The sequence below is a fragment of the Thermus thermophilus genome, from assembly GCF_019974155.1.
Lineage (GTDB): Bacteria > Deinococcota > Deinococci > Deinococcales > Thermaceae > Thermus > Thermus thermophilus_C.
The window spans coordinates 1,500,803-1,516,158 of sequence record NZ_AP025158.1 but is presented as its reverse complement, the minus strand read 5'-3'; the positions used below and the strand labels follow the sequence as shown (position 1 = coordinate 1,516,158).

Genomic DNA, 15,356 nt, shown 5'->3' with positions numbered 1-15,356 from the left:
GAAAACTGGAGGCCTTTAGGGCCAGGGCCACCCCGCTTCCCCCATGACGGCGGCGAGCCAGGTCGGGTGAAGAGCCGCACGCCCACAGAGGGCGGGGTAGATTACCCCGGGTGGGTGTATCAAGCGCCCCGGAAATGCTCCACGGTGAGGCGGATGCCTTCCGCAAACCCCACCTTGGGCCGCCAGCCGTGGGCCATGAGCTTCATGGGGGAAAGGACGCTTCGCTCCAGGTCCCCGGGGCGCGGGGGGGCGGGCTGGACCAAGGGGGCCTTCCCCGCGGCCTCGGCCACGGCTCTTAGGACCTCCTCCGTGGTGTGCCCTTCCCCGGTGCCCACGTTGTAGACCCCTTCCAGGGAGAAGAGGGCGAGGGCGTGGGCCTCGGCCACGTCCTTGACGTAGACGTAGTCCCGCACGCACCCCTCGTCCCCCGGGGTCTTCCGGGCGTAGAGGGTCACGGGTAGGCCCTTCAGGACCCGCTCGGCGAAGATGGCCACCACCCCCGCCTCCCCGTGGGGGTCCTGCCTGGGGCCGTAGACGTTGCCGTAGCGTAAGGCGGCCCACTTGAGCCCGTAGTTTTGCCCGTAGGCGGAGAGGTAGTGCTCAAAGGCCGCTTTGCTCGCGGCGTAGGGGCTCTTGGGGCGGGGGGGCCAGGTCTCCTCGGCCCTTTCCCCCTCGGGCACCTCCCCGTAGATGGCCCCGCCCGTGGAGGCGAAGACCAGTTTCTCTACCCCATAGCGGCGGCAGGCCTCCAGGAGGTTAAGCCCCCCCAGGAGGTTCACCTCAAAGTCCAGGAGGGGGTTTTCCACGCTCACCTTCACCGAGGCCTGGGCCGCTTGGTGGGAGACGTGGGTGGGGCGGAACTCCCGGAAGGCCCGCTCCACCCCTTCTTTGTCCCTCAGGTCCACCTGGAAGAAGGGGACCCCTTGGGGCACGTTTTCCCGCTTGCCCGTGGCCAGGTTGTCCAGGACCGCCACCTCCAGGCCCTTGGCGAGGAGGTCCTCCACGATGTGGCTTCCGATGAAACCGGCGCCGCCCGTCACCAACACGCGCATAAAACCCCCCGGGCCGAAGCCCGGGGGCAGTCTACCAGATGGGTTAGCCGATCCGCACCTCGGGCTCGTTCCCCGGCCTCCACTTGATGGTGCAGCCGATGGCCGGGGCCTCCTTGAGGGGGGGTTCCTCGCCCCGGAGGAGGGCCTCTATGGCCGCCTCGAGGTCGTGGCTTTGCGCCTTGCTGGGGTCCTTGGGGCTGTCGTTCACCCGGCCGTGGTAGCGGAGGAGGCGCCTTTGGTCAAAGAGGAAGACCTCTGGGGTGCGCAGGGCGCGGTAGGCCTTGGCCACCTCCTGGGTCTCGTCCAGGAGGTAGGGGAAGAAAATGCCGTGCGCCTCGGCGAAGGCCACCATGGCCTCGGGGCTGTCCTCGGGGTACTTCTCGTAGTCGTTGGGGTTGATGCCCACGAAGGCCACCTTGCCCCGGTACCTCTCCGCCAGGGCCACGAGCTCGCCGATGGAGCCCTTCACGTAGGGGCAGCGGTTGCACATGAAGACCACGGCCAAAAGGGGCTCCTGGAACTGGGAAAGCCGGTAGCGCCCGCCCCTCGGGTCGGGAAGCTCGGCGTCAATGAGGGGGCTTTCCAAGGGAAGCTCGGGGTACTGGAGCATGGCCCCATGATACCAGCGAAGTGGTATATTGGTCAACGCCGGAGGGCACGATGAAAAGGCGGAGCTTTCTCAGGAAGGTGGGCGTAGGCCTTGGGGCGAGCCTCTTCTACCGCGCCTTCGCCCAGGGGAGCCCCACGGTGCGCTGGCGGCTCGCTTCCAGCTACCCGAGGAGCCTGGACACCCTCTACGGCGGGGCGGAGGAGCTGGCGAAGCGGGTGGCGGAGCTCACCGGGGGGCGGTTCCAGATCCGGGTCTACCAGGCCGGGGAGCTCGTCCCCGGGGGGCAGGTGCTGGACGCGGTGCAGCAGGGCACGGTGGAGGCCGGCCACACCTACGGTCCCTTCTACGTGGGCAAGAACCCGGCTTTGGCCTTTGACGGGGGCGTCCCCTTCGGCCTGACCTACCGGCAGCACAACGCCTGGATGCTCTTCGGCGGGGGGCTCGAGCTCCTCCGCCGGGTCTACGCCGATTTCGGCGTCCTCCAGTTCCCCGGGGGAAACACCGGGGCCCAGATGGGGGGCTGGTTCCGCCGGGAGGTCCGCACCCTGGAGGACCTCAAGGGCCTCAGGATGCGCATCCCGGGCCTCGGCGGCCTCGTGATGGGGCGGCTTGGGGTGGTGCCCCAGACGTTGGCGGCCGGGGACATCTACCCCGCCTTGGAGCGGGGGGCCATAGACGCCACCGAGTTTGCCGGGCCCTACGACGACGAGAAGCTGGGCTTTTACAAGGTGGCCCGCTACTACTACTACCCCTCCTTCTGGGAGCCCAGCGCCCAGGTCTCCTTCCTCGTGGCCCAGAGGGAGTGGGCGAGGCTTCCCAAGGAGTTCCAGGAGGCCTTCCAGGCGGCGGCGAGCGAGGTGAACCTCACCATGATGGCCAAATACGACGCCCTGAACCCGCCCGCCCTGAAGCGCCTCCTTGCCGCCGGGGTGCGCTTGAGGAAGTGGCCTGCCGAGATCCTGCGCAAGGCGGAGGAGGAGGCCCGGGCCCTCTACGAGGAGCAGGCGGCCAAGGACGCGGGGTACCGCCGGGTCTACACCGCCTACTGGGCCTTCCGGGGCGAGGTCTTCCGCTGGTTCGCCGTGGCCGAGCTGGGCTACGAGGCCTTCGCCTTCCCCGCGGTTTAGAGGACCTTGAGGTCGGGGAAGCGCCGGGCCAGGGCCTCCCTGAAGGCGGGGAAGCGGCTTTCGGCCACCAGGGCCACCACGGCCCCGCCGAAGCCTGCCCCCGTGAGCTTGGCCCCGTAGGCCCCGGCCTTCAGGGCCTCCTCCACCAAGAGGTCCAGCTCGGGGAGGCTCACCTCGTAGTCCTGGGCCAGGGAGCGGTGGCTTGCGGTCATGAGCTCCCCGAAGGCCCGGGCGTCCCCCCGCCTTAGGGCCTCCACCCCCCGAAGGACCCTAAGGTTCTCGCTCACCACGTGCCGGGCCCGCCGGTCCAGGGGCGAAGGGAGGCTTTCCACCAGGCAGAGGTCGGCCACGTCCCTAAGGGAGCGCACCCCGAGCCTCTTGGCCGCCTCCTCCGCCTCCTGGCGGCGCTGGTTGTACCCGGCCTCCGCCAGCCGGCGCCCAAGCCCGAGGTCCAGGACGGCCACCCGCACCCCCGGGGGAAGGGGAAGGTTCTCGTAGGCCAGGGTTCGGGTGTCCAGGAAGAGGGCCTGGCCCGGCTGGCCCAGGCTCGCCGCCATCTGGTCCATGATCCCGCACCGGACCCCCACGTACTCCACCTCCGCCTTCTGGGCGAGGCGGGCCACCTCCAGGTCGGAGAGGGGGAGGCGGTAGAGGGTGCGGAGGGCCCTGAGGGCCGCCACCTCGAGGGCGGCGGAGCTGGAAAGCCCCGCCCCCATGGGGAGGTCGCTGCGGACGTAGAACCGGGCCCCTTCCACCCCGTGCCCGGCCTCCCGGAGGGCCCGGACCACCCCGAGGAGGTAGTCCAGGAAGTCCCCTTGGGGCGGGGAGGAGAGGGGGCGGGCCCGGAGCTCCCCCAGGTTCTCGCTGAAGGCCTCCACCGCCCCCTCGAGGGGGGCGGCCTCCACCCGGGTGAAGTAGGGGACCGGGGTGGGGAGGACGTAGCCTTCCTGGTAGTCCGTGTGCTCCCCCAGGAGGTTCACCCGGCCGGGGGCCTGGGCGCTGGCCTGGGGCAGGACGCCGTAAACCTCTTGGAAGCCCATGCCTCCATTATGGGCAGAGGGCCCGCAGGTTGTGGCGCAGGAGGTCCAGGTAGGTCTTCACCCGGGCGTCCAGGGTGTCGGTGTACAGGACCGCGACCCGGGCCCCGAGGGCCTCGGCCAGGGCCCTTAGGGCCTTGCCCTGGAACTGAGGCTCGGCGAGGACGAGCCTGACCCCCTCCCTCTTGGCCTTCTCCAACAGGGCGAGGAAGCTCCGGCTCCCCACCTCCTGGGCCCCGCCCTGGCTCAGGACCCCCACCACCTCCAGGCCGTACCGCCTGGCGAAGTAGCGGAAGGCGTCGTGCTGGACCACCACCTTCGTTCCCTTAAGCCCGCAGGCCCTATAGGCCCGGTCCAGGGCCTCCACCTCCTTTTTGAAGCGCTCCAGGTTGGCCCGGTAGAGGTCACGGCCCCCGGGGTCCAAAGCGGCGAGGGCTTCGAGGATCCGCTCGGCGTAGCGGACGGCGTAGGCGGGGTCCAGCCAGAGGTGGGGGTCGCAGGGGCCGTGGCCGTGGTCCTCCTCCGCATGGTCCTCCCCGCAGATCAGGCCCGGCTGCCCCTCCCCGAGGAGGACCACCCGGGCGTTTTTGGGGAGGAGGGCCTGGAGCTTGGGCAGGTAGGGCTCGAGGCCGAGCCCGTTGGCGAAGAGGAGGCGGGCCCGGCTTAGGGCCTGGGCCACGGAGGGGGTGGGCTCAAAGGTGTGGGGGTCGGCCCCCGGGGGGACGACCGCCACCACCGCCACCCGCTTTCCCCCCACCTGCCGGACGAGGTCGGCGAGGATGGGGGTGGTGGCCGCCACCTGGACCTGGGCCAAGGCGGCGGCGAGGAGCCAGGGAAGGAGGGCTAGGGCGCGCATGGCAAAAGTGATATTTCATTATCAAACTCGCTTTGTCAACCTCCCGCGGTTGCGCCCCCCGGGGCCTTCCCCGTAGCCTGGGGGGGCGATGCGGCTGGAGGACCTTTTGGACCGCCTCGAGGCCCTGGAAGGCAAGCCCTACCCCTTCTACAAGGACCTGAAGGGGGTCTGGCGGGGAAAGGGCTTCGCCCTCCGCTTCGTCCACGTGCAGGGGGACCCCTTCGCCACCCCAAGCGTCCTGGAGGTGATCTACCCGGGCCAGGCCCTGGAGGCCCTCCGGGTCTACACCCGGCCCGAGGGGCGGGTGGCGGTGGAGGACTTCCTCCTCCGGGCCCTCAAAGCCCGGCTGCGGGACCTGCCCCGCCTTGCGGGCTCCGGCCACTCGGGGGCCGTGCGGGTGGAGGTGGAAAGCCCCAAGGTCCTGCGCCGGGCCGGGGCGCACCTTGGGGAGGAGGGGCTTTTCCTGCGCTTCCGGGTGGGCCTTCCCGCCCAGGGAAGGCGCATCCTCGGGCGGGAGGCCAGGCGGCTCTTCCAGGCCCTCTCCCGCCACCTGGAGGCCTTCCTCCAGGAGCTGGACCGGGAGGCCCTCCTCCGCCACGTCCGCCAGGCGGAGGACTTCGCCTTCATCCAGGAGCGCCTCGCCGAGCGGGGCCTGGTGGCCTTCGTGGGGGAGGGGAGCGTCCTTCCCCGGGAAAGCGGGGTGAGCCAGAGGCCCCTGAAGGGGGCGGTGCCCTTCCAGAGCCCCCCTGCCCTCAGGGTGGCCTTCCATACCCCCCACGCCGGGGAGGTGTGGGGGATGGGGCTTCCCCGGGGCCTCACCCTGATCACCGGGGGCGGGTTCCACGGCAAGACCACCCTCCTGGAGGCCCTGGTCCACGGGGTCTTCCCCCACGTCCCCGGGGACGGGCGGGAGTGGGTGGTGACGGACCCCCTCGCCCAGAGGGTTCAGTCCGAGGACGGCCGGAGCGTGAAGGGCGTGGACCTGAGGCCCTTCGTCCACGACCTCCCCCTGGGCCAGGACACCGCCTTCTTCTCCACGGAGGACGCCTCGGGCTCCACGAGCCTGGCCGCGGCCATCCTCGAGGCCCTGGAGATGGGGGCGAGGGTGCTCCTTCTGGACGAGGACACCTCGGCCACGAACCTCCTGGTGCGGGACGCCCGGATGCAGGCCCTGGTGCGGCGGGAGACCCTGACGCCCATCCTGGACCGGGTAGGGGACTTCAAGGCCTTGGGCGTGAGCCTCGTCCTGGTGGTGGGGGGCGTGGGGGACTACCTGGACCTGGCGGACACCGTGGTCCTCATGGAGGCGTACCGCCCCCGGGAGGTGACGGCCGAGGCGAAGGCCATCGCCCGGGCCCACCCCACGGGCCGGGCCTTCGGCGAGCCCCGCCACCCCTTGCGGGCCGTGCCCCGGGCCCCCTTGCCGGCGAGCTTTGACCCCAGGCGGGGGCGGAAGGAGAAGGTGAAGGGCCGGGGCTTGCGGGAGCTCGTCTACGGGGAGGAGACGGTGGACCTCTCCGCCTTGGACCTCTTTGAGCAGGCCCAGGTTCGGGCCCTCGGGGCCCTGTTCAAGCGCCTGGGGGGGCTTGCCGACGGGCGGACGCCGCTTAAGGCCCTGGTGGAGCGGGCCCTCCTCGGGGTGGAGGACCTCTTTGCCCTGGAGGAGGCCCCCGAGCTCGCCTGGGTGCGCCCCTTGGAGCTCGCCGCCGCCGTCAACCGGCTCCGGGGCCTCGAGGTGGTCCAGGTCTGAGGCCGCCCCGTGCGAACGCTTAAGTGGCCGCACGTTGATTCGCAACACGGGTTGCCCGAAATAAGGCTTGGGAAGGTCCTTTGGGGGCCCCCGCCGCGGCGAAACCAGGTCCCCGAGGAGGAGGGGCCGGCCCGGGGGAAGCTGGGCCAGGCCCCGGCTTTAAAGCCAGGCGCTGATACCCTTTCTTCCGGTTTCCTTCGCCCGACTGGCCCAGGGAAGCTCCTTAGGGACCTTTTGCCGGGGCCCCCATGCTGGCGCGAGCCAGCATGGGGTGGTATGAAAAGCCCCACCGCCCGCGAGGGGCAGGGCGAGGGGAGGGACCAGGAGGAGGAGGCGGAAGGCCACCGCGAGCCCCCCGCCCAGGAGGCCGGGAAGGAGGCCGAGCCGAAGAAGCCTTCTTCCCTCCTCACCGAGAAGCTCCATGGGCCTCGCCTAGGGAGAGGTGGGCCAGGGCCCTTTGCGCCGCCCGCCTCCCCGAGCGCACCACCTCGGGCAGGCCCACCCCCTGGAGGTAGTTCCCCGCGAGGAAGAGGCCGGGCGCCTTGACCAGGGCCATCTCCAGCCGCTCCACCCGGTCCAGGTGGCCCACCCGGTAGGCGGGCATCCCCTCGGGGAAGCGGAAGGCCCAGGCCCGGTGGACCCGGGGAAGGCCCGGGAGGAGGCGGGCTAGGTCTTCCAGGGCCAGCCGGATGAGGGCCTCCTCGGAAAGCCGGGCGGCCTCCCCTGAGAAGTAGGCCCGCACCAGGCTGAACCCCTCCGGGACCCGCCCCGGCCACTTCCGGTGCGTCCAGGTGAACCCCCGGGCCCGAAGCCCCTCCCCCTTGGCCACAAGCAGCCCGTGCCCCTCCACGGGGAGCGCCCCGGGGAAGGCCAGGCTCACCGTGGCCGCCGGGGTGTGGGGGATCCCCTTGAGCAAAGCGGTGGCCTCCGGGAGGAAGGGCCTGAGGAGGCCCGCCGCCTGGGGGGCGGGGACGGCGAGGACCACGGCCTCGGCGAGGAGGGCCCCTTTAGGGGTGTGGAGGCGCCACCTTCCGTGCCCTGGCTCCAAGCCGAGGACGGGGGTGCCCCGCAGGACCCGCTCCCCCAGGGCCTCGGCCATCCGCCGGGTGAGGGCCTGGAGGCCCTCGGCGAAGGAGAAGAAGAGGCTGCCCCCCTCCCGGCTTCCCCGCCCCTTGCGCGCCCGCATGGCCCCGAGGAGGAGGCTCCGGTGCTTCCCCTCCAGCTCCCAGAGCTGGGGAAAGGCGGCCCGCATGGAGAGGTCGTCGGGCTCCCCCCCGTACACCCCCCCGGCCAGGGGGGCCACCAGGGCCCGGTAGACCTCGGGCCCCAGGCGCCTCTCCACGAACTCCCTCAGGGTCTCGTCCTCCTTCGCCCCCCGGGGAAGGAAGAGGTCGTAGAGGGCCCGGAGCTTCCCCGGGAGGGAGAGGAGGGGGGTGCGGGCCAGGGCCTTGAGGTCCCCGGGCACCACCTGGAGGAGGCCTTCGGGCAGGGGGTGGCGCTTCCCCCGGTAGAGGATGTAGGCCGCGGGCTTTTCCGGAAGGGTGCCGATGGGCTCGAGGCCGAAGGCCTGGGCGAGCTCCAGCACCTCCTTCTTGTAGCGGACGCTGGCGTCGGGCCCCCCCTCCACCAGGAAGCCCTCCTGCCGGGCGGTGCGCACCTTCCCCCCGAGGCGGAGGCTGGCCTCCAGGAGGAGGAAGTCCGCCCCCGCCTCCTTGAGGGCTAAGGCGGCGGCCAGCCCCGCCCACCCCCCGCCCACTACGGCCACCCCTACCTCGGCCACGCCGCCTCCACCAGGTCCTTGAGGACCTGGATGTAGTCCAGGTCCGCGTTCAGGCTCCGGGCCCTAAGGAGCCTCAGGCCGAGCGCCCTCGCCGTGGCCTGGGCCTCGAGGTCCAGGTCGTAGAAGACCTCCAGGTGGTCGGCGGGGAAGCCCACCGCCTGGACGGCCACCTCCTCGTACCCCTCCTCCTTCAGCGTGCGCAGAAGCTCGTTGATGTCGGGGCCGAGCCAGGGCTCCGGGGTGCGCCCCGCCGACTGGTAGGCCACGTAGAAGCGGGGGAGGGCGAGCCTCTTGGCGATGAGTTCCGCCGTCTTCTCCACCTGCCTGGGGTAGGGGTCCCCCTTCTCCACGGCGGAGAGGGGAATGGAGTGGGCGGTGAAGACGTAGGCCGCCTTCCCCGGGTTCTTCAGGCGCCAGATCACCTCCTCGAGCCTCCGGGCGTAGGCGGCGATGAGGCCGGGGTGGGCCTCGTAGCTTTCCACCCAGACGAAGTCTATGGGCTCGGGGAGGGCTTTTAGGGCCGAGTCCACCTTCTCCCGGTACTCGGCCACGCTCCTCAAGGAGTAGTGGGGAGCGGCCACGATGGCCACGGCCCGCCGCACCCCGTCCTCGTGCATGGCGGCCACCGCCTCCCCGATGGAGGGGTGCCAGTGCTTCGTCCCCACGTAGACCCGGGCGGGGCCGTGGGGGGCGCGGGGAGGGAAGGGGCCCAGGAGGCGCTTGGGGTAGGGGGGGGCCTCCAGGTTGAGGAGGGCCTGGAGGCGGACCGCCTGGGCCAGGGTGATCTCGTTCAGGGGGCTTTTGCCGATGGCCTCGTACCGCTCGGCGAGCTCCTTGAGGAGCTCCTCCGAGGGGCGGCGCCCCCGGCGGATGTCCGTGTAGTAAGGCTCCACCTCCTCGGGGGCGTAAGGGGTGCCGTAGGCCATGAGAAGGACGTTCATGCCGTTACCTCCTGGATGAGTTCTACCACGTAGCGCACGTTCTCCTCGGGGGTCTCGGGCACGATCCCGTGCCCCAGGTTGAAGATGTGCCCGCCTTTCCCGCCGTTTTCCTCCAGGATCCTCTGCACCTCGCGGCGGATGACCCCTTTGGGGGCGAGGAGGACGGCGGGGTCCAGGTTCCCCTGGACGGGGGTGGCCCCGAGGAGGGCGCGGGCCCAGGGGAGGGGGGTGTGGTGGTCCAGGCCCAGGACGTCCCCGCCCGCTTCCTTCATGTCCTCGAGGAGCCCCATGGTGCCCACGCCGAAGTGGATCACGGGGACCCCCGCGGGCCTGAGGCTTTGGAAGAGCCTTTCCATGTGGGGCTTGACGTAGCGGCGGTAATCCGCGGGGGAGAGCGCCCCCACCCAGGAGTCAAAGACCTGGAGGAGGTCGGCCCCCGCCTCGGCCTGGGCCCGGAGGTAACGGGCCATGGCCTCGGTGAGCTTCTCCATGAGGCGGTGCCACAGGGCCTCCTCCCCGTACATCAGGGCCTTGACCCGGAGGAAGCGGCGGCTCGGCCCCCCTTCCACCAGGTAGCTCGCCAGGGTGAAGGGGGCCCCGGCGAAGCCGATGAGGGGGACGGGAAGCTCCCGCTTGAGGATCCGGATCGTCTCTAGGACGAAGGGGACGGCCTCCTCGGGCACGAGGGGCCTCAAGGCCTCCACGCCCTTTTCGTCCCGGACGGGGTTATGGATCACCGGTCCCTTGTTCTCCACCAGGGAGAGGTCCACCCCCATGCCGTAGAGGGGGGTGGTGATGTCGGCGAAGAGGATGGCCGCGTCCACCCCGAGCGTTCTCACGGGGAGGAGGGTCACCTCGGCGCAGACCTCGGGGTTTTGCACGATCTCGGGGAGGGTGTAGCGCTCGCGGAGCTTCCGGTAGGCCTTCTGGTAGCGCCCGGCCTGGCGCATGAACCACACGGGGGGCCTCGGGGTGGGCTCGCCCCGGGCGGCCCGGAGGATGAGGTCGTTCACGAGGTCCATGCTAGCATGGGGCATGCGCGCGTTTCTTTTGGCCCTGGCCTTGGTCCTCGCCCCCATGGCCCTGGCCCAGGGGGAGGTGGTGGCCCAGGTGGGCCCCGAGGCGATCACCCGGGAAGCGTTTGAGCTCCGCTACGGCCTCTTCGTGCGGAGCGCCCTGGCCCAGCTCGGCCTGCCCGACACGGAGGAGGCCCGGGCCCTCCTCGCCGCTTATCGGCCTGCCTTCCTCGAGGCCCTGGCCCGGGAGAAGGCCCTTCTCCAGCGGGCCCGGAAGGAGGGGCTCTACCCGGACGCTGCCGCCGTTGAGGCCCGGGTCCACGCCCTGAAGGAGGCCTTCCCCGAGGAGGAGGCCCTGGAAGAGGCGCTCCGTCAGGCGGGGGTCCCGGGGCTTGAGGCCTACCGCGGGCTCGTGGCCGAGGTCATGGCCCTCGAGGCCCTGGAGGCCCGGTACCGCTCCCGGCTCGTCGTCTCCCGGGCGGCCCTCGAGGCCCTTTGGCTCCTCTCCCCGGAGTACCGCCACCCCACCCTCTACTGCGCCCGGCACCTTCTCGTCCCCACCCGGGAGGAGGCGGAGGAGGCCCGCCTGCGGCTTGCCCGTGGGGAGGCCTTCGCCGAGGTGGCCCGGGCGGTCTCCCAGGACCCGGGCTCCAAGGAGGAGGGCGGGGACCTGGGGTGCGCCCCCGAGGGCACCTACGTCCCCGCCTTTGAGGAGGCCCTCGTGCGCCTCCGGCCCGGGGAGGTCTCGGGCCCCGTGCGGACGGAGTTCGGCTACCACCTGATCCTTCTGGAGCGGGTGGTCCCCCCGGGCCGCTACCCCCTGGAGGAGGTGGCCCCGCTTCTGGAGAAGGAGGTGGCGGACCGGGCCTGGGAGCGGCTCGAGGAGGCCCTGGTCCGCGCCGTGCCCGTGCGCCTCTACCCCGAGCGCCTAGAGGCGGAGGAGTAGGGCCTCGTCCCCCGTGGGGGCCTGGGCCAAGCGGAGGACCTCCCCGGGGGCGTAGATCCCGCTTCGCCCCTGGAAGCCCAGGCCCGCCACCTTCCCGTTCAGCATGGGGTTGAGGAGGAGGCGGAGGTGCTCCCGGCCGAGGAGGCGCTCTTGGGCCGAGGCCACCCACACCTCCCCCTCCTTGCGGGCGGGGTCGGGGGGCCAGGGCCTTTCCCAGGGGGCGGGGTTGGCGGAGGGCTGGAGGAGGACCTCCGCTCCAAGAGCGTCCAGGCGGGCGAGGTACCGCTCGTAAAAGCCGTCCAGGCAGATGAGGATCCCCACCTTCCCCGCCTCCGTTTCCACCAGGTGGGGGCCGAAGCGGCCCCGCCGGAGCCACCTTTCCGGGGGAGTGAGCTCCATCTTGGGCACCTGGGCGAGGAGGCGGCCCCGGGGGTTGAAGAAGAGGGCGAGGTTCTGGAAGAAGGGGGTGCGGCTGAACCGGCCCCGGGCGAGCTCCTCCTCGTAGGGGGGGAGAGGAGGGAGCCTGCGAGGAGGTAGGCGCCGAAGGCCCGTGCGGCCTCGGCCATGACCTCGAGGAAGACGCCGTAGGCCCGCCGGGCCCGCCGCCAGGGGAGGAGGGGGTCCAGGAGGAGGGCCTTGGGGGCGAGCCCACCGTCCAGGTGGAGGAGGAGGGGGAGGCCGAAGAGCTCGGGGAAGGCGGCGAGCCTCGGGGCGGGGGTGCCGCTTAGGGGCTCGAGGAGGGCGAAGACCCGCTCCCTAAAGGCCTCCGCCGTGCGGTAGGGCTCCGGCCTGGCCTCGGCCTGGACGGCGAGCAGGGTGCGGAAGGGCATGGCTAGAGGGCCGTGGCCCCGCCGTCCACGGGGAGGACGGCCCCGGTGACGTAGTCCGAGGCGGGGCTCGCCAGGAAGAGGACCGCCCCGCCGAGCTCCCCCGGGGCCCCGGGGCGGCCCAGGGGCAGGGTGGCCTTGAGGAAGGCTTCCGCCCGGGGGAGGACCTTCTCCGTCATCCGCGTGGGGAAAAACCCTGGGGCGAGGGCGTTCACCCTAATCCCCCACCTTCCCCACTTCACCGCCAGGTCCCGGGTGAGGGCGATGAGGCCTCCCTTGGAGGCGGAGTAGCCCACGGCGTCCAGGACCTCGGGGTACTCCCCCTTGAGCCCGGCCACGGAGGCGATGTGAATGATCTTGCCGTAGCCCCTTTCCTTCATGCGCCGGGCCGCCACCCGGCTCGCCAGGAAGGCTCCCACCAGGTTCACCTCCAGGACCTCCCGGACCTTCTCCACGGGCATCTCCAGGGAAGGGGCCCCCCAGGTGATCCCGGCGGCGTTCACCAGGATGGTGAGGGGCCCGAGCTTCTCCTCCACCTCCTCGGCGATGGCCTCCAGGCGGGCCTCGTCCCGCACGTCCCCTTCCAGGTAGAGGGCGTCCTCCCCTAAGGCCTTGCGGGCTTCCTCAAAGAAGCTCGCCCGCCGGGCCACCACCGCCACCTTCGCCCCCGCCTCCTTGAGGGCTAAGGCGGCCTCGAGGCCGAGCCCCCGGGACCCCCCGGTCACCAGGGCGGCCTTCCCGTCCAGGCGAAACCTTTCCAGGAACATTAGGCACCCCCGTAGAAGTTCTTGTACCTTTCCCGCAAGGCCCGCTTCAGGAACTTGCCCGCGCTCGTCCTCGGGATCTCCTCCACGAAGACGTAGGCGTCGGGGAGCTGCCACTTGGCGAAGCCGGCCTTTAGGAGGTGCTCGTTCAGCTCCTCTGGGGTGGGCTTCTCGCCCCTGGGCACCACCACCGCCAGGGGCCGCTCCTGCCACCTGGGGTGGGGGATGGCCACCACCGCCGCCTCCTTCACCTTGGGGTGGCCCATGAGGGCGTTCTCCAGGTCCACGCTGGAGATCCACTCCCCGCCCGACTTGATGAGGTCCTTGAGGCGGTCCTTGATCTCCAGGTACCCCTCCTCATCCCAAACGGCGATATCCCCGGTGCGGAACCAGCCGTCCGGGGTGAGGGCGCTCCTGGTGGCCTCCTCGTTCTTGTAATAGCTTCCGGCGATCCAGGGCCCTTTGAGCTGGACCTCCCCTAGGGTCTTCCCGTCCTTGGGCACGGGCCTACCCTCCTCGTCCGCCACCCGGAGGCGCACCAGGGGGATGGGAAGGCCGGTCTTGGCCTTGAGGGTGATCTTCTCCTCAAAGGAAAGGCCCTGGAGGTGGCTCTTGATGAAGTTCTGTACCACCACGGGGGAGGTCTCGGTGAGGCCGTAGCCCTGGCGCACCTCAATGCCCATCCGCTCAAAGCGCTCAATGAGGCTCCTGGGCGCGGCCGAGCCCCCCACCACGAGCCGCCTCAGGGTCTTCAGGCGGTGGCCCGTGCCCTCCAGGTGGTCCGCCAGGGCGAGCCAGACCGTGGGCACCCCGGCGGTGAAGGTCACCCCCTCCCCGTCAAAGAGCTCCACCAGGGAGGCGGGGTCCAGCCTGGGCCCGGGGAGGACCTGCTTGGCCCCCACCAGGGTGGCGGCGTAGGGCAGGCACCAGGCGTTCACGTGGAACATGGGCACCACCGGCAGGACCACGTCCCTTTCCGAGAGGGCGGTGCCGTCAACGAGGCTCGCCGCCAGGGTGTGGAGGACCAGGGCCCGGTGGCTGTAGACCACCCCCTTGGGGAGGCCCGTGGTCCCGGTGGTGTAGGCCATGCCGCAGGCGGCCCGCTCCGGCACCCGCACGGGGTCCACCTCCTCCCCCAGGACCGCCTCGTAGGCCAGGTAGCCCTCCGGGGCCTTCTCGTCCATGACCACGAGGTGCTGCACCGTCTTGAGCTCGCCCCGGATGGCCTCCACCAGGGGGAGGAGGTTCGGGTCAAAGAGGAGGACCTTGTCCTCGGCGTGGTTCAGGATGTAGGCGATCTCCTTGGGGGAGAGGCGGGGGTTGGCGGTGTGGAGGACCGCCCCCATGCCGGGGACGGCGAAGTAGGCCTCGAGGTGGCGGAAGTGGTTGAAGCCCAGGGTGGCCACCCGGTCCCCCACGCCCACCCCGAGGGCCTTGAGGCCCCCCATGAGCCTCCGCGCCCGGCGGTGGACCTCGGCGTAGGTGGTGCGGTGGACCTCCCCGGTGTGGAGGCGGGAGACCACCTCCTTCTTGCCGAAAAGCTCCGCCGCCCGCTCCAAAAAGTCCCAAAGGTTTAGTTCTTCCTCCATCATGGTGCTCGGGAACATGGGCACCCCCTTTGGGTTGAACCCAGTATAAGGCCTTTTAGCCCACCCGGTAGAAGACCCCTTTGGCGAAGGCCACCCGCTTTCCCTCCAAAATGACCTCCCCGGCGGCGTGGAGGAGGCGACGCCCGGGGTGGACCACCCACCCCCGGGCCAGGAGCACCCCTTCCCTCACGGGCCTGAGGTAGCTCACGGAAAGCTCGGCGGTGACCACCTTCGCCCCCAGGCTTTCCACCGCCTGGCCTAAGGCGCTGTCCAGAAGGGCCGCCAAGATCCCCCCGTGGACCAGGCCCTGGCCCTGCAAGAACTCCTCCCGCACCCTAAGGCGAAGCTCTGCCTCGCCCTCTTCCCTCCTCAGGACCTCCGCCTGGAACCAGCGGGCAAAGGGGCTCATACGTAATCCTCACGGGGCTCCCTTCCCGGCCCACGCCGGGATGGGATGGCGTCAAGCAGGCTTCCTCCGCACCATGGTCACGAACTCCCCCTCCTGCACCACCTCGCCCCTTTGGTTGTAGACCCTCACCCGCTGCACCAGGATCCCCCGGTCGGGCTTGGAGGTCTCCCGCTTCTCCAGGATCTCGCTCTCCCCCCGCACCGTGTCCCCGATGAGGACGGGCTTGAGGAACTTGTAGTTCCGGATCTCCAGCCAGGCGATCACCGTGCCCTCAAAGTGGCCGGTGCGCTGCCTGAGCCCCGTGAGCATGGCAAGGACCAGAAGCCCGTGGGCGATGCGCTGACCGAAGGGGGTTTCCTTGGCGAACTCGGCGTCGGTGTGGATGGGGTTGTAGTCCCCCGAGACCCCGGCGAAGTTCACCACGTCCGCCTCGGTCACCGTGCGGGCCGGGGTGGTGAAGCGCTGGCCGACTTCAAAGTCCTCAAAGTACATGGGCATCCCCATCACCTCCCAAACCACACAGGCCCGGCCACGGAGCGGCCTCCGTCCACGTAAATGGCCTGGCCCGTGATGAAGCCACTTTCCTCCGAAAGGAGGTCCACACCTTCCTGGATCTGGGCCAGCGCTAGACCCAAGAGGAACCCAAGAGCAA

14 protein-coding genes and 1 pseudogene are annotated in these 15,356 nt (G+C 70.8%); 3 read left to right on the top strand and 12 right to left on the bottom strand.

Annotation, left to right across the window (positions count from 1 at the left end; genetic code table 11):
• Positions 1-119 precede the first annotated feature (119 nt).
• Together TthTMY_RS08140 and TthTMY_RS08135 are read right to left on the bottom strand one after the other, a co-directional pair.
• Positions 120-1,052 carry an NAD-dependent epimerase/dehydratase family protein gene (locus TthTMY_RS08140; RefSeq protein WP_096410907.1) on the bottom strand — a complete coding sequence of 311 codons (933 nt, stop codon included), beginning with the start codon at positions 1,050-1,052 and terminating at the stop codon, positions 120-122.
• 43 nt (positions 1,053-1,095) lie between these two features.
• On the bottom strand, positions 1,096-1,662 hold the full coding sequence (locus TthTMY_RS08135; RefSeq protein ID WP_096410906.1) for a thioredoxin family protein: 567 nt from the start codon (positions 1,660-1,662) through the stop codon (positions 1,096-1,098).
• A 50-nt stretch (positions 1,663-1,712) separates the two neighbouring features.
• Between TthTMY_RS08135 and TthTMY_RS08130 the strand changes: the two genes are divergently transcribed.
• Positions 1,713-2,789: a TRAP transporter substrate-binding protein gene (locus TthTMY_RS08130; RefSeq protein WP_096410905.1), complete on the top strand. Its 1,077-nt coding sequence runs from the start codon at positions 1,713-1,715 to the stop codon at positions 2,787-2,789.
• Here the strand turns inward: TthTMY_RS08130 and galK are convergent.
• Positions 2,786-3,829: a galactokinase gene (gene galK / locus TthTMY_RS08125; protein WP_096410904.1), complete on the bottom strand. Its 1,044-nt coding sequence runs from the start codon at positions 3,827-3,829 to the stop codon at positions 2,786-2,788. The genes TthTMY_RS08130 and galK overlap by 4 nt on opposite strands.
• Before the next feature lie 7 nt (positions 3,830-3,836).
• A complete protein-coding gene (locus TthTMY_RS08120) occupies positions 3,837-4,682 on the bottom strand; it encodes a metal ABC transporter substrate-binding protein (RefSeq protein WP_223903166.1) in 846 nt (281 codons plus the stop codon).
• Between the two features lie 88 nt (positions 4,683-4,770).
• On the opposite strand from TthTMY_RS08120, the gene TthTMY_RS08115 reads away from it, so the two are divergent.
• Positions 4,771-6,432, top strand: a complete 1,662-nt coding sequence (locus TthTMY_RS08115) for an ABC-ATPase domain-containing protein (RefSeq protein ID WP_223903165.1) — start codon at positions 4,771-4,773, stop codon at positions 6,430-6,432.
• Positions 6,433-6,838: 406 nt separating this feature from the next.
• Here TthTMY_RS08115 and hemG read toward each other — a convergent pair whose 3' ends face one another.
• Genes hemG through hemE form a run of 3 tightly spaced genes read right to left on the bottom strand, consistent with a single transcriptional unit; the run spans position 6,839 to position 10,175 of the window.
• Entirely contained in the window at positions 6,839-8,212 is a 1,374-nt protein-coding gene (gene hemG, locus TthTMY_RS08110; protein ID WP_096410902.1) for a protoporphyrinogen oxidase, read from the bottom strand.
• Positions 8,200-9,153: a ferrochelatase gene (hemH, locus tag TthTMY_RS08105; protein WP_096410901.1), complete on the bottom strand. Its 954-nt coding sequence runs from the start codon at positions 9,151-9,153 to the stop codon at positions 8,200-8,202. Before hemH ends, hemG begins: the two co-directional genes overlap by 13 nt.
• Positions 9,150-10,175 (bottom strand): uroporphyrinogen decarboxylase, encoded by a 1,026-nt coding sequence (gene hemE / locus TthTMY_RS08100; RefSeq protein ID WP_096410900.1) that lies wholly within the window; start codon positions 10,173-10,175, stop codon positions 9,150-9,152. The genes hemH and hemE overlap by 4 nt, the downstream gene beginning before the upstream one ends.
• Before the next feature lie 13 nt (positions 10,176-10,188).
• On the opposite strand from hemE, the gene TthTMY_RS08095 reads away from it, so the two are divergent.
• On the top strand, positions 10,189-11,115 hold the full coding sequence (locus TthTMY_RS08095) for a peptidylprolyl isomerase (protein WP_229365138.1): 927 nt from the start codon (positions 10,189-10,191) through the stop codon (positions 11,113-11,115).
• On the opposite strand, the pseudogene TthTMY_RS08090 reads toward TthTMY_RS08095, so the two are convergent.
• The 5 genes and pseudogenes from TthTMY_RS08090 to TthTMY_RS08070 form a co-directional block, all read right to left on the bottom strand.
• Positions 11,098-11,945: pseudogene (locus TthTMY_RS08090) on the bottom strand (nitrilase-related carbon-nitrogen hydrolase). The gene TthTMY_RS08095 and the pseudogene TthTMY_RS08090 overlap by 18 nt on opposite strands.
• 2 nt (positions 11,946-11,947) lie before the next feature.
• On the bottom strand, positions 11,948-12,709 hold the full coding sequence (locus TthTMY_RS08085; protein ID WP_096410898.1) for an SDR family oxidoreductase: 762 nt from the start codon (positions 12,707-12,709) through the stop codon (positions 11,948-11,950).
• Positions 12,709-14,313, bottom strand: coding sequence for a long-chain fatty acid--CoA ligase (locus tag TthTMY_RS08080; protein WP_096410897.1), 1,605 nt, complete (start codon positions 14,311-14,313; stop codon positions 12,709-12,711). Before TthTMY_RS08080 ends, TthTMY_RS08085 begins: the two co-directional genes overlap by 1 nt.
• A 37-nt stretch (positions 14,314-14,350) precedes the next feature.
• Complete coding sequence (locus tag TthTMY_RS08075; protein ID WP_096410896.1) at positions 14,351-14,704, bottom strand: PaaI family thioesterase; 354 nt, start codon at positions 14,702-14,704, stop codon at positions 14,351-14,353.
• A 51-nt stretch (positions 14,705-14,755) separates the two neighbouring features.
• Positions 14,756-15,202, bottom strand: coding sequence for a MaoC/PaaZ C-terminal domain-containing protein (locus TthTMY_RS08070; protein WP_096412977.1), 447 nt, complete (start codon positions 15,200-15,202; stop codon positions 14,756-14,758).
• Positions 15,203-15,356: the final 154 nt, after the last annotated feature.